This is a genomic window from Oleiphilus sp. HI0132 (assembly GCF_001635845.1).
Genome location: NZ_LWGJ01000555.1, coordinates 38,802 through 51,478 on the forward strand (window position 1 = coordinate 38,802; position 12,677 = coordinate 51,478).

Sequence of the window (12,677 nt, forward strand, 5' to 3'; positions counted from 1 at the left end):
ATTAGCTTATACGGGCGCCTCTTAGCAGGCCTCGTATAACTTTTATCGCAGGTACTTCATTTTTTTGCATACTGGTTCGCCTGAAGTCTCGCAAAACTCGCTATAATTCCCCAGAATAATAGACTGTTTGATACATGGATGCGCAATGAGCAAAATTTCTACCCTCTTTGTCTTATTTCTTGCAATTAGCTTGGGAGGCTGCGCTGCGGTCACCATTACCGAAAGCGGCCCCTCTGACTTCAGATACCGCCCTCATTATGAAGAATCCAAACATTTCTTTTTATGGGGCTTTATCGGCGAGCATCACATTGACGTCACCAAAATTTGTCGCCAACAACCCGTAAAACAAATGCAAAGCAAATACTCGGCAACAGATGTGCTATTTGCCACCTTATCTCTAGGCTTATACCTCCCCAGAACTGCGAAAGTCTGGTGTGAACTGGAGAATGACGATTCATGAAACAGCTAAATAAATTACTAAGTGCCACCCTGCTAGCGACGACAATAGCGATGAGCCAAGGCTGCGCAGTGATCCATTTTGAAAATGGCGAAGTCGTGCCTGACCCCGTACCGTCTCTATTTGACTTCTCATCAGATGTATCCGAAGACGATTTGGATGCCAGCTCAGGCAAGCGCTACCGCAGGTGGTATCACCACAGCATTTATCAGTTCGCTGAATTAAGCAATGCCCTTGAAACAAGTCAGGTTTGTGTCGGCCTTGACTGGAACCAGGTTACTACTGAGGTTACACCAGTAGATGTGGTGGTCGGCTTGCTGGATAACGCATTATTCTACAACGCCTCGGCTATGGGAATTGACCTCTGGTCTCATTGGAGCATTGAATACTCCTGCCGAACGCCTCAATAGTCAGCGAAACAGAAACTAGTGCGACTGCATAGACTTATGTCGTCGCACCTCGCGAAACAGCAAAGCTGAAAGCACGAGCGCACTGACTGCCAGCCCTACTCCCATACCTCCCCACACGCCTACCGCACCATAGGGCTCCAGCAAGAAGTAAGAAATAGGCATACCGACACACCAATAGCTAATAATCGCTGCCAATGTCGGCGAAGCTCCAAGCTTAAAGCCCCTAAGGGCGCCCATACTAATCACCTGCCAAGCGTCAACCACCTGAAAGATTGCAGCAACTAGAAGAATTGAAGCCACTAACTGAACAAATTCCTGGTAATTCTCCGCTAGAAGCTGTTCCTTTTGTACAAACAGCTGCACCAAAGTTTCAGGTGCAAAGATAAATATTATTGCAGCAAAACAAGCGCTTACAAGTGCCAGTACAAAACCTGAACCCACAGCTTGTGGAACCTGCCCAACAGCATTCTGCCCGTATAACTCCCCCACCTTAACTGAAACCGCTTGGGAGATCCCCAGTGGCACCATAAAACTTAAGGTAGCTGCCTGAAGCGCAACATGATGAGCAGCCAGAGCTGTCGCCCCCAACCACCCAATCATGATTGCTGCAGCCGAAAACATTCCCACCTCCATTGCATGGGCCAAAGCGATAGGTAATCCAAGCCTTAGCGTTTCAAGAAATTGCGAAAGAGAAAAGTTTTGCCAGCCCTTCCAAAAAGGAAATCCCTTAAATTCATCGCGTCGATAACTCAAAAACACCAATCCCAGAAACATCGCCCAGGAAATAATACAGGTTCCTAAGGCTATGCCTTCCAGGCCCATTTTTGGAAAACCCAAATAGCCTTCCATCAACACCAGACTAACCGGGTAATTTGAAACGGCTGCTATTAGGCTAATAGGAAGAATAAGCCTTGAATTACCTAAGCCAACAACCAAACTGCGCATCAAGATAAAACCAAATGCTGGCAACAATGCCCATAAAACAAGATCTAAATATGATTGAGCAAAAAAAACCAGCTCAGACAGCTGGCCAAAGAAAAGTAAGACAGGCGAGATATTAACCAAGCCAAAAGCAAAGACGACAAAAAGAATCACCACCAATAAGCTACCAGACAAGACTGCACGGTGGATTTCACTTTGATTACCACTGCCCTTAGCAAAAGCAACCATATTAGCCGTAGCGACTAAAGCACCAATACCAACGATGTAAAAGAATTGATATACAACTGCGCCCAAACCACCACCAGCAAGCACATCAACCCCTAAACGCCCCATCAATAGCGTATCGATCAAACCCATTAAAGCAAATGAGATTTGCCCTATTACCAATGGGCCAGCAAGGCTAAAGATAGCTTTCAACATAGGAGAGAGTCTTGTTCTAGTGAGCTTTTATCGCTCAAAGTTTATTCTGAAGCAGAATCACGCTTAGCTCTGATACTCGCATACCATTGTGAGGGGTTTATTATCTCACCGTCCTCTTCACTAACTTCGGGATATGGAAGTTTGTTCTGGTGGCAATAGCTAGCGACTTTAGGGTGCGCCCAGCGAAAGAAAGTTTCCTGATAGGTTTTACCATCTAAACGAACCTGATCATAAGACCCAGCCAAGGACCGCTGCCTTTGCGCTTCAGCGAGAATAATGGCTGCGGCAACCGATACGTTAAATGACTCCACCATACCAAGCATCGGAATCACAATATGCTGATCCACCTTGGCCGCTGCGATATCACTGACGCCCTTCTTTTCATTACCTAATAGAATCGCGCAAGGCTTAGTATAGTCAACATCCCTATAATCAATTGCGCTATCAGACAGATGCGCAGCATAAACCTTATAGTCCTTTTCATGCAGGGTATCAATCGCCTCTGGCATTGACTCATGTCGAACAATATCCACCCAACGATCACTGCCCATTGCCGTACCACTATAAGGGCGATGCTTATCCCAGGGCCATACCATATTTAGTTCTTGGATACCGACCGCATCGCTGGTTCGAACCAGTGCAGCAATGTTTCTCGGCTTATGAATCTGTTCTGTCAGTAGCGTTAAATCTGGCTGTCTGAGGTCTAACGTGCGCTTTAGTTTTTGGTAACGTTCTGGTGTCATGTCTTATCGAGTGACTAAAATTAGAATATTAACAACGGCCATTGCCAGCAAGCACAACCATGTAAACAAAGTACCGTAAAAACGACCTTTAGTCGGACCATTCTTCTTCGATAAGCCATAAGCATGTGCAATACGAGACAATAGTAGCGTCAGTCCGAACACATGTATAAGCCAGGGTGTTAAGTGGTTTAACTCGAGCATTAGCAGTAAAGCAATCCCTACAGGTATATTCTCTACTGCATTAGCATGCGCTCGCACAGCGCTCTTCATTGCTTTTGAGCCAGTATCATCACCAATGGATATTCCCTCATCTCTACGAAAGGTTGTCACCCGATAAGCTAGAAACACGATAAGGATCACTAACAATGAAGCATATAATGGACTAATAAATAACATGGTCATTCTCCTGGCTTTTTATTCTGATAATAAGTAACGCGGGCAGAAGGATCTACGACTTGTCTGGTCGCCCACCCGAAGGAAAACTGGCAACAGAACTGCGGCTTCCAGAGATCTTGGGCGTGCCTTCTTGCTCAACCTCATCAATTCTGACGATCGCATTCATTGGAATATAAGTTCGTTTAACACCAGTAAACTCGTTCTTCAAACGCTCCTCACTAGGATCTACAAGCAATTGACTCTTTTCACCAAAAAGAAGCTGCTCCACCTCAATGAAGCCGTATAGTTCCGAGGGATATACATGAGAAGCGTAAATCTCGTAGATATCTTCATTATTATAAAAAATAACTTTGTAGGTTTTTTTAAGGCTCATAAGGACAAGTAGTACCGAAGCGTTTTAAGGACGCGCTATCATAACAGAGAGCAGTAAAGTGACAAACCAAGAACTTGTCTCAAGCCATAAATTAAAAAACCAGCTAACTAATATAGAAAGCTGGCTTCATCACGATGAGATTGTAACGTTTATTCTAAACGGCTACTTTTCGTATCGATCACTTTTCTTCACATATTCCAAAGCGTCGATTACCGCTTTGCGTGCCTTGTCTTCAACCTCATGACTTTCAGTGGGTGAGGTGTAGAAAAACATATCCACTTCATGGCGAATGTATCGTGGTGGCAAATGGTTTAAGGCTATACAAAGCACATCGGTGAGAACATCCTCATCAAAATCCTGCCCTTCTACCTCTTTAGCCAGTGTTTCAATTACCAAGGATTCGTAGTAATTCTGAATATTATCAAGAAGTGACATTAATATACCTCGTACTATCAGCAACAATTTTTATGTTTAGATCGATTTACACTCATGTAGATCGTCCCAGCCATTAAAGCATCTAAAGATAGAGTCTAGCATCTAAAACAATTAACAACAGAGCCAGTTTCAAAATGGCGATCAAAAAGCGGTAGAAAGCCTGTTTTCATTTAGTTACCCAATCACAACCCAATTAACAATAATTAATCGCATCTTGGCTGGCTAGGCCTGCGCTGATCACATACAATCGGAAGTAACCGTATATTTTATATGCTCATTTATTGGCAAAATTATTCTTATGATGATAACGAAGCGAAATATTTACACCCTTCTACTTAGCGTTCTAATCAGCTCGCTTTCCCTTTCTGTTTACGCTAAAGAAAGCAAAGCAGAATTTACTGAAGAACTCGCTCCAACAAGAGCCCAACAAGAAGCAAGCCTGTATGTTGCTCGCTCATTATCGCTAAATCATTACCGCAAGCAGCACATCGATAAAACACTTTCTGAGAAGGTTTACGAAAACTACCTTGATTCACTCGATCCCTCTCGAATTTATTTTCTTAGCGAAGATATTACAGAGTTCGAGATTTACCGCTTTCGCTTAGATAGTGCCTTAAAAACTGGTCAGTTAGACCCTGCATTCAGAATTTATAACCGCTACCAGACGCGAGTAATCACTCGCCTCAATAAACAAATTGAATTTCTCAATACCAAGCTGAACACCTTAGACTTTACTAAAGACGAATATATTTTAACTGACCGTTCAGAAGTAGACTGGGCAACAAGTGAAACAGAGCTGGATAATATCTGGCGCAAGCGAACTAAAAATACGGCCCTGTCTCAAAAACTAGACGGTAAAACCAACGAAGAAATTAAAGAGTCCTTACTAAAGCGTTATCAAAACCAGCTAAAGCGAACTCTACAAGTAAGAAGTGAAGATGCATTTTCTGCCTACATGAATGCCTTCACTACCCTATACGATCCTCATACCACCTATTTTTCACCACGCTCTTCAGAAAATTTCAACATTAATATGAGCTTATCCTTAGAAGGTATCGGCGCCGTACTACAAGCAGATAATGAATTTACTAAAGTGGTCCGTCTAGTTGCTGGCGGGCCAGCACAGAAACAAGGCAAACTTCACTCTGCTGACCGTATTGTTGGTGTTGCCCAAGGAGAGAAAGGCGATATGGTTGAGGTAATTGGCTGGCGACTTGATGAAGTCGTTGAGCTCATTAGAGGCCCCAAGCATTCTAAAGTCAGACTCAAAGTCATACCGCATACTGCCAAACTAGATACTGACACAATAGAAATTAAAATCGTTCGCGACAAAGTTAAGCTCGAGGAACAAGCGGCTGCCAGTTCAGTACTTGATATAGAGCGCGACGGAAAAAATCATCGAATTGGCGTTATTGATATCCCAACTTTCTACGCTGACTTCAAAGCCATGCAAGAAGGTGACCCAAACTATAAGAGCACGACACGAGACACGCTCAAATTACTAAAAGAAATGCAGGCAGAACAAGCTTTAGACGGACTTGTGATTGATTTACGCGGGAACGGTGGCGGCTCTCTCGATGAGGCTAATCAACTAACCGGACTATTTATACATGAAGGCCCTACCGTGCAAATCAGAGGAGCCAATCACCGCATTGAGGTATTGGATGATCCCGATCCTAAACTGATGTACGACGGTCCGCTCATTGTCTTGGTAGATAGACTAAGCGCCTCTGCCTCTGAAATCTTTGCTGGCGCAATTCAGGATTATGGTCGCGGTATCGTAATGGGTACACCAACATTCGGCAAAGGGACTGTACAAGCAGTTCGCCCACTTAACCATGGCCAGTTAAAAATAACACAAGCCAAGTTTTATAGAATCTCTGGCGCTAGCACCCAGCACAAAGGCGTTGTCCCGGATATTATTTTACCTGACACCATTGATACTTCGAAAGTAGGTGAAGATGCCCTGGATCACGCACTTGAGTGGGACTCCATTGCTTCAGCCAAATTTAGCAAGGTGGGCGCCTTGAGCCCGCTTAGCCAAAAACTAGCCGAGAGCCATATCACACGTATTACACAACATCCTGAATACGTACTTTTGTTAGAAGAAATAGAATTACTAGAATCTCAGCGCGGTATAGAAAAAGTAACGATTAACGAACAAAAACGAAAAACCGAAGACGAAGCCTTCGACAAGGCACGCTTGGACTTACTTAACAAGCGCCGCCGACTTGAACAAAAGCCAGAATTTGAATCTCTTCAGGCCTGGCGTGACAGCGAAGATGAAAAGCCTATTGAAACAGACAAAGCACAAGAACCAGACTTTATCGTTGAGGAAAGTGCTGAAGTCTTATTAGACTTTATTTCTTTACAGCAAGTTAGCGCGAATGCCTTAGCCAATGCTCTTTAGCAATAGAGCTTGATTCGGTAACACTCGACACTGATATAGCGTGGCACGACATATGAGCGAGAAAAACTCTGAAAAGCCCAAGTCAGATGAAAAAAAGTCTGCAAACTCTCGCTCCAAGAGTGAAAAAACTGAACCTTGGGTGTCTGAAGAGTCTATCAGTAACTTTTTAGGGCGTGTTTCAGGTGCAACCACGAGCGCCTTCAAGTTCGCTAAGAAAACTGGCGGCACGTCCTATAAAGTCGGCAAGGCCATCATTCAGTCGCAGGACCAATTAAAACTTATGGTATCTGCCGGTCAGTCCCTTAAAGACCTTCGCGAGGTTGCCGGCCTGACAGTTAGTGAGCTTAGCGAAGCTGTAAACCTGAAAGATAAGTCCGTTATCGAAGCTGTAGAGAATGGCACAGCCACTCTCTCTTTCGAACTAATACTCCGCCTGGCCGCCCTTCTTGCCAGAAACGACCCTATTCCTTTCATTCTCAAATACAGTAGAACCTACGCACCAGACACATGGAAAATCTTGAATGACTGGGGTGCCGGACGCCTTCCTCTTCATTATGAAAGAGAGCGACAGTTCATCAATATTTACCGTTCTCAAGACCAAGCGAGACAGCTATCGGATGAAGGCTACGAACGCGTTCTTGAGTTTACTAAACAAGCATTCAATATGTCTCTTCACTTTATCGCTGAGCAGGAAGATGCTTTACAAGAAATGATTGAGACTCAAGAGGAACAGATGGAAGTGCTCAGATCCAAAATGAGCCAGGTACATAAGCACAAAACGCAAGCACCAAGCGATGATAGTGATGCAAAACAAAACTCCGATGAAACGCCAGCTGAGGGCAAACCCAATGAACAGCAAAAAGACGCGCCCTGATCTCCCCTCCCTTTAAGCACTCTTTTCATCGAAGTTCGTGATATAGTCCCCTAAAGATTCTATTCATCCTCTAGCCTACGACACTGAAGTATAACTATTCGTTAATATTTTGAGAAAACGCAACCTTACCGAAGGCAATATCAGCCAGCAGCTCTACAAAATGACGGTTCCTATGATTGGCGGCATCTTGGCCATCATGTCGATGAACATTGTAGACACCTATTATGTCGGACAACTCGGCACTCGCGAACTCACCGCAATGAGTTTTACCATTCCAATTATCTCTATCCTATTAAGTCTGGCATTTGGCATTGGCATTGGAACTTCTTCCGTTATCGCTCGTGCAATTGGGGCTCAACAACATACCTTAGTGCAAGCATACTGCACACAAGCGATATTAATCGCCCTGATCGTAGCCATCTGCTTTGCCGTACTTGGCTACCATTTTATGGATCCGATCTTCACCCTACTTGGCGCACCGCAGGACTTGTTTGAGCTCATACATGAGTTTATGGATATTTGGTTTCTAGCCAGCTTTGTAGTGGTTATACCGATGGTCGGTAATTCGGCTATTCGCGCTGCCGGCAATACAAAACTACCCAGCATGGTTATGATAAGCGTTGCAATAGTGAATATGATATTAGACCCCATTCTAATTTTCGGCTTGCTTGGTTTCCCTAAACTTGGGCTAGCTGGCGCTGCCATATCAACCGTTTGTGCGTATTCGATTGCCCTGGTAATTGGTTTGTATGTATTGATAAAGAAGTTCGACTTCTTGAGCCTTAAGAGCTGCTATGGCCGGGTATTACAAAGCTGGCAGGCAATCCTCAAAATAGCTGTTCCCGCTGTAGGAACAAATCTAATTGCACCACTTTCAATCGCGATAACAACCTGGCTTGTAGCCCGATTCAGCCCCGAGTCTGTTGCCGGTTTTGGTGTTGCGTCACGTATTGAAGCAATCTTTCTTGTCGTAATTATGGGGCTAACCTCCATTATGGGCCCTTTTGTTGGCCAAAATTGGGGCGCAGAAAAACATGACCGGGTTTTCGAAGCACTTAAGATGAGCTTCAAGTTCGTTGCACTTTGGGGACTGGGGGCAAGCGTTTGTTTATGGCTATTTGCCAAGCCTCTAACCGGGTTGTTTTCGGCAGACGAATCAGTTATTGAGTCCTCCACCCTCTACTTATACTTAGTGCCTATCAGCTATCTATTTCTTGGCATCATTATGCTGAGCTCGTCAGCAGCTAACGGTATCGGCAGACCAATGCCCTCTTTGGTCATGTCACTTCTACGCTTAATCGTAATTTTTATTCCCTTGGCATTAGCGCTTGGTAATTTTTTTGATCTCGCGGGTATATATCTGGCCACAAGCCTTGCTAATATAATAGTTGGCACGGGTGCACTGTATTGGGTGCGCCACCTCAATAAAAGTAATTTAAAACATTCTTCACATATGGAACTCAAAGAGAGCAAAAGCAATGCCTAGAAACAATCGACTTGTCTACTCCACCGAAACAGGGCGAACTTGTCCAGAGTGTGAACAAGCCATTGACGAATGCACTTGCTCTGCAGACCAAACTCCAGAGGGAGACGGCATCGTACGTGTAAGCCTCGACACGAAAGGCCGAAAAGGCAAAGGTGTGACCGTCTTAAGTGGAATACTGCTAAAAAACAACGAGCTAAAAGGTCTCGCCAAAGAGCTCAAAAAGAAATGTGGTGTCGGTGGTGCAGTGAAGGATGGAAATATCGAAATCCAAGGCGATCACCGTGAACTGCTATTGAAGATTCTTACTGAGCAAGGCTACAAAGTAAAACGTTCAGGCGGATAAACACTAAAAATAGGAAGACAGATATGGAACTAGTTATTGGTAATCAGAATTATTCATCATGGTCACTTCGGCCCTGGCTATTACTGACTCACTTTGACATCCCGTTCGACGAAATTAAAGTATTCCTTTTTGAAGAAAATACCCATCAGCGCCTCGCGGATTACTCCCCCACCTTCAAAGTTCCTGTACTGATTGATGACAAGGAAGGTAAGGACCTTACAGTCTGGGACTCATTGGCAATTTGTGAGTATGTTTCCGAGCAATATCTTAAAGGTAAAGGCTGGCCTGAAGACCCAAGTGACAGAGCCACTGCCCGAGCCTACTGCGCTGAAATGCACTCAGGTTTTCCAGCCTTAAGAAGCGCCCTGCCTATGAACTGCCGGGCTACTCGTAAAGTCAACCTCCATGAGGACTGCATTAAGGATATTCAACGCATCGACGGCATGTGGCAAGATGCGCTCAACCGCCATGATGGCGATTGGTTGTTTGGAGAGTTCTCCATTGCCGACTGCATGTTTGCTCCGGTTGCTTCCCGTTTTGCGACTTATCAAATTGAAGTATCGGATACCAGCAGAGCTTATATCGACCGCTTGCTTACCCTACCTTCAATGAAGCATTGGTACGAAGCAGCCCTAAAAGAAAAAGAAGTGATCGGAGAAGATGAAGCCGGCACCGACGTAGACTAGCACCAGCTCGCTTCATAGCCCGGTTTCGACAAGACCTCTTTAATATTGGCTCGTAATATTCGGTAACCAACGTTTCCAAAGAGTTCTTGTCGACCATTATTCATAATCCATGAAGGACTGCCTTTAATATTCAGTTCTGCTGCTTTCTGATAGTCGCTCATCAATAGTGCTGCCGCATCACCTTCATCAATCAAGGTTTTTAATGCATCGCTATCCATACCACTTTGCTTAGCCAGCAAGAGCACATTATCAAGCAAGCCCACATCCAGATTATCGACAAAAAAACTTTTTTGCACTAACAGCATTAAATCAGCAGAGCGCTGAGGGCTATACGCTAGCTCACAAGCCTTGAGGACTAAGTGCGCATTCAAAGAGGATTTTGGCCGCACAGTCTTCCAGATTTCCGGGTTAACCGGCGCATTATCATAAGGAGCCGCAGCATCTTGCACATGACGACCGAAGCCTTCGTAGCCACCGCGCTCCCCCCATTGTTTTGCCATTCGCGTTTTCGTATCGCCGAAGAGGTTAATATAGTGTCGGCGCAGCAAAACCTGCTCCCCCCACTCTTCTTTCATTTCCTCAATTCGTCTTTGGGCAATCCACGCCCAGATACACAGAACATCACTAAAGTAATCGATTACCAAGGGCTCGTTATTGTTCACTTAACCTTCCTCTTTTAGCTCACATCATCAATTAAACCTTAACTATATTAGACAATACTAATATAGTTTTAGGAATATACCTAGTGATTGACGTAAAAGAGATGTACACTCTGCGAAAATTACTCCCTCAAATCTGTCTGAACAGGTACGTATACTTTGGCAAAAATCGGTCGCAATAATTTATTAGAAGTTATCAAATTCGAGCCTCAGGGCGCCTACCTACAAGGCGGCTGGCTTGGTGAAATACTTCTGCCAAAACGCTATGTGCCTGAAGATTGTGAAGTTGGTGATCCGCTTAATGTTTTCGTCTACCTTGACTCCAAAGATCGCTTTATCGCCACGACCCAAACACCACGGGCGCAAGTGGGCGAAGTCGCGTTTTTAGAAGTAACGGATGTAAATAATATCGGCGCTTTTTTAGACTGGGGGCTACCAAAGGATTTGCTGGTACCTTATAACCAACAACATATGACAATGGAAGTTGGAAAGTCTTACCTTGTATACATATACACTGATGAAGAAACTCACCGCATTGCCGCGTCAACAAAACTCAACAAGTATATTGGTCGCCTCCCTAACGATTATAAACAAGGCCAAAAAGTAGACTTAGCAATCTCTGCTACAACGGACTTAGGCTACAGTGCCGTTATTGACAACCAATATTGGGGCCTTTTATTTTTTAGTGATGTCGTCCGCCCCCTCAAGATTGGCCAAAAAGTTAAAGGCTTTATCAAGCAAGTTAGAAATGACGGTAAAGTAGACCTGTCGCTTCATGCTCCCGGATTTAAGAAAATAGAAAATTTAGCCGAGAGAGTGCTCGACAGGTTAGAAAAAAGTGAAGGCTACCTGCCTCTTTCTGACAAGAGTAAGCCAGAGGAAATATACGATGCATTTTCAATCAGTAAAAAAGCATTCAAGACCGCAATAGGCACACTTTATAAACAACGGCAGATCCGTATAGAGAGTGATGGTATCTACCTGATTAAAACCGGCGAATAATATAGCGAGACACACAAGGTGCATGACCAGTCCCACGACCCTCTTCATGGAATGACTTTAGAAAAGATTCTTATAAAGCTTGAATCTCATTTCGGCTGGGAAGAACTAGGCAATAGAATTCCTGTTCGTTGCTTTCAATACGACCCGAGCATTAAGTCCAGCTTAAAATTCCTAAGAAAAACCCCTTGGGCTCGTAGCAAAGTTGAAGCGCTTTATATCGACTTATGTAACAGCCCATGGCAGAAAAAATAGCTGCCTAAATAAATTAAATACGACTATTTTTTGCCCAGGCATAAAATGTTACGTTTTTTTTCAAACTTTCGAAAAAAATCCTGTATACTACCGCAAATTTTTTTCCGCCCTGAACTTATTGAGTAGAATAATGACAGATCTATCCAAATACAGAAATATAGGCATCTTCGCTCACGTTGATGCTGGTAAAACAACCACTACAGAACGTATTCTAAAGCTAACTGGTAAGATCCATAAGACTGGTGAGGTTCACGATGGTGAATCTACAACTGACTTTATGGAGCAGGAAGCTGAGCGTGGTATTACTATCCAGTCTGCAGCGATCACAACCTTCTGGGATGATCACCGCATGAACATCATAGATACTCCTGGACACGTTGACTTCACAGTAGAAGTATATCGTTCTTTGAAAGTTCTTGATGGTGGTATCGGTGTATTCTGTGGTTCTGGTGGTGTTGAACCTCAATCAGAAACAAACTGGCGTTATGCAGATGAGTCTGGCGTTGCTCGTATCATCTTCGTAAACAAGCTTGACCGTCTAGGTGCTGACTTCTTGAAAGTTGTTGACCAGGTAGAGAACGTACTAGGCGCTAAGCCGCTAGTTATGACTCTTCCAATCGGAACCGAAGATGACTTTGTTGGTGTTGTCGATATTCTTTCTAAGAAAGCTTATGTTTGGGATGACACAGGCCTACCTGAAAACTTCAAAGTAGAAGACGTTCCAGCCGATATGGTTGACGATGTAGACATGTATCACGAGCAGTTGATTGAAACAGCTGTTGAGGTTGA

16 protein-coding genes are annotated in these 12,677 nt (G+C 44.1%); 10 read left to right on the forward strand and 6 right to left on the reverse strand.

The genetic code is table 11. The features are described 5' to 3' along the window. Nucleotides 1–145: 145 nt before the first annotated feature. Both A3766_RS06820 and A3766_RS06825 read left to right on the forward strand, forming a co-directional pair. Nucleotides 146–460 (forward strand): Bor family protein, encoded by a 315-nt coding sequence (locus A3766_RS06820; RefSeq protein ID WP_068507927.1) that lies wholly within the window; start codon nucleotides 146–148, stop codon nucleotides 458–460. Next, nucleotides 457–867 (forward strand): hypothetical protein, encoded by a 411-nt coding sequence (locus A3766_RS06825; protein ID WP_068507930.1) that lies wholly within the window; start codon nucleotides 457–459, stop codon nucleotides 865–867. The genes A3766_RS06820 and A3766_RS06825 overlap by 4 nt, the downstream gene beginning before the upstream one ends. Before the next feature lie 15 nt (nucleotides 868–882). On the opposite strand, the gene A3766_RS06830 is transcribed toward A3766_RS06825, so the two are convergent. The 5 genes from A3766_RS06830 to A3766_RS06850 all read right to left on the reverse strand — a co-directional run bounded on the left by A3766_RS06830 (nucleotide 883) and on the right by A3766_RS06850 (nucleotide 4,176). Beyond that, a complete protein-coding gene (locus tag A3766_RS06830) occupies nucleotides 883–2,229 on the reverse strand; it encodes an MATE family efflux transporter (RefSeq protein ID WP_068507932.1) in 1,347 nt (448 codons plus the stop codon). A 41-nt stretch (nucleotides 2,230–2,270) separates the two neighbouring features. Beyond that, nucleotides 2,271–2,972 carry a tRNA (guanosine(18)-2'-O)-methyltransferase TrmH gene (trmH, locus tag A3766_RS06835; RefSeq protein WP_068507934.1) on the reverse strand — a complete coding sequence of 234 codons (702 nt, stop codon included), beginning with the start codon at nucleotides 2,970–2,972 and terminating at the stop codon, nucleotides 2,271–2,273. Nucleotides 2,973–2,975: 3 nt separating this feature from the next. Further along, a complete protein-coding gene (locus A3766_RS06840; RefSeq protein ID WP_068507986.1) occupies nucleotides 2,976–3,368 on the reverse strand; it encodes an MAPEG family protein in 393 nt (130 codons plus the stop codon). A 52-nt stretch (nucleotides 3,369–3,420) separates the two neighbouring features. After that, nucleotides 3,421–3,741, reverse strand: coding sequence for a DUF1820 family protein (locus A3766_RS06845; protein WP_068507936.1), 321 nt, complete (start codon nucleotides 3,739–3,741; stop codon nucleotides 3,421–3,423). Nucleotides 3,742–3,903: 162 nt separating this feature from the next. Further along, complete coding sequence (locus tag A3766_RS06850) at nucleotides 3,904–4,176, reverse strand: late competence development ComFB family protein (protein WP_068507938.1); 273 nt, start codon at nucleotides 4,174–4,176, stop codon at nucleotides 3,904–3,906. A gap of 298 nt (nucleotides 4,177–4,474) precedes the next feature. Here A3766_RS06850 and A3766_RS06855 point away from each other — a divergent pair, with 298 nt between their 5' ends. From A3766_RS06855 to A3766_RS06875, 5 genes are all read left to right on the forward strand, one after another. Continuing rightward, complete coding sequence (locus A3766_RS06855) at nucleotides 4,475–6,586, forward strand: carboxy terminal-processing peptidase (protein WP_068507940.1); 2,112 nt, start codon at nucleotides 4,475–4,477, stop codon at nucleotides 6,584–6,586. A gap of 52 nt (nucleotides 6,587–6,638) precedes the next feature. Beyond that, entirely contained in the window at nucleotides 6,639–7,460 is an 822-nt protein-coding gene (locus A3766_RS06860) for a RodZ family helix-turn-helix domain-containing protein (protein WP_068507942.1), read from the forward strand. 109 nt (nucleotides 7,461–7,569) lie between these two features. Beyond that, the gene (locus A3766_RS06865) at nucleotides 7,570–8,946 is read left to right on the forward strand and encodes an MATE family efflux transporter (protein ID WP_082870300.1); all 1,377 of its coding nucleotides are present in this window, start codon (nucleotides 7,570–7,572) and stop codon (nucleotides 8,944–8,946) included. After that, nucleotides 8,939–9,289 (forward strand): translation initiation factor Sui1, encoded by a 351-nt coding sequence (locus tag A3766_RS06870; protein ID WP_068507944.1) that lies wholly within the window; start codon nucleotides 8,939–8,941, stop codon nucleotides 9,287–9,289. Before A3766_RS06865 ends, A3766_RS06870 begins: the two co-directional genes overlap by 8 nt. 23 nt (nucleotides 9,290–9,312) lie before the next feature. Next, a complete protein-coding gene (locus A3766_RS06875; RefSeq protein ID WP_068507945.1) occupies nucleotides 9,313–9,975 on the forward strand; it encodes a glutathione S-transferase family protein in 663 nt (220 codons plus the stop codon). Here the strand turns inward: A3766_RS06875 and A3766_RS06880 are convergent. Then, nucleotides 9,972–10,637, reverse strand: a complete 666-nt coding sequence (locus A3766_RS06880; RefSeq protein ID WP_068507947.1) for a DsbA family protein — start codon at nucleotides 10,635–10,637, stop codon at nucleotides 9,972–9,974. The genes A3766_RS06875 and A3766_RS06880 overlap by 4 nt on opposite strands. A gap of 156 nt (nucleotides 10,638–10,793) precedes the next feature. On the opposite strand from A3766_RS06880, the gene A3766_RS06885 reads away from it, so the two are divergent. From A3766_RS06885 to A3766_RS06895, 3 genes are all read left to right on the forward strand, one after another. Beyond that, nucleotides 10,794–11,636, forward strand: coding sequence for a S1 RNA-binding domain-containing protein (locus A3766_RS06885; protein ID WP_068507950.1), 843 nt, complete (start codon nucleotides 10,794–10,796; stop codon nucleotides 11,634–11,636). Between the two features lie 18 nt (nucleotides 11,637–11,654). Beyond that, nucleotides 11,655–11,888, forward strand: coding sequence for a VF530 family DNA-binding protein (locus A3766_RS06890; RefSeq protein ID WP_082865102.1), 234 nt, complete (start codon nucleotides 11,655–11,657; stop codon nucleotides 11,886–11,888). A gap of 130 nt (nucleotides 11,889–12,018) precedes the next feature. Next, the coding region (locus A3766_RS06895) for a GTP-binding protein (RefSeq protein ID WP_156508743.1) at nucleotides 12,019–12,677 on the forward strand (659 nt) is incomplete at its 3' end.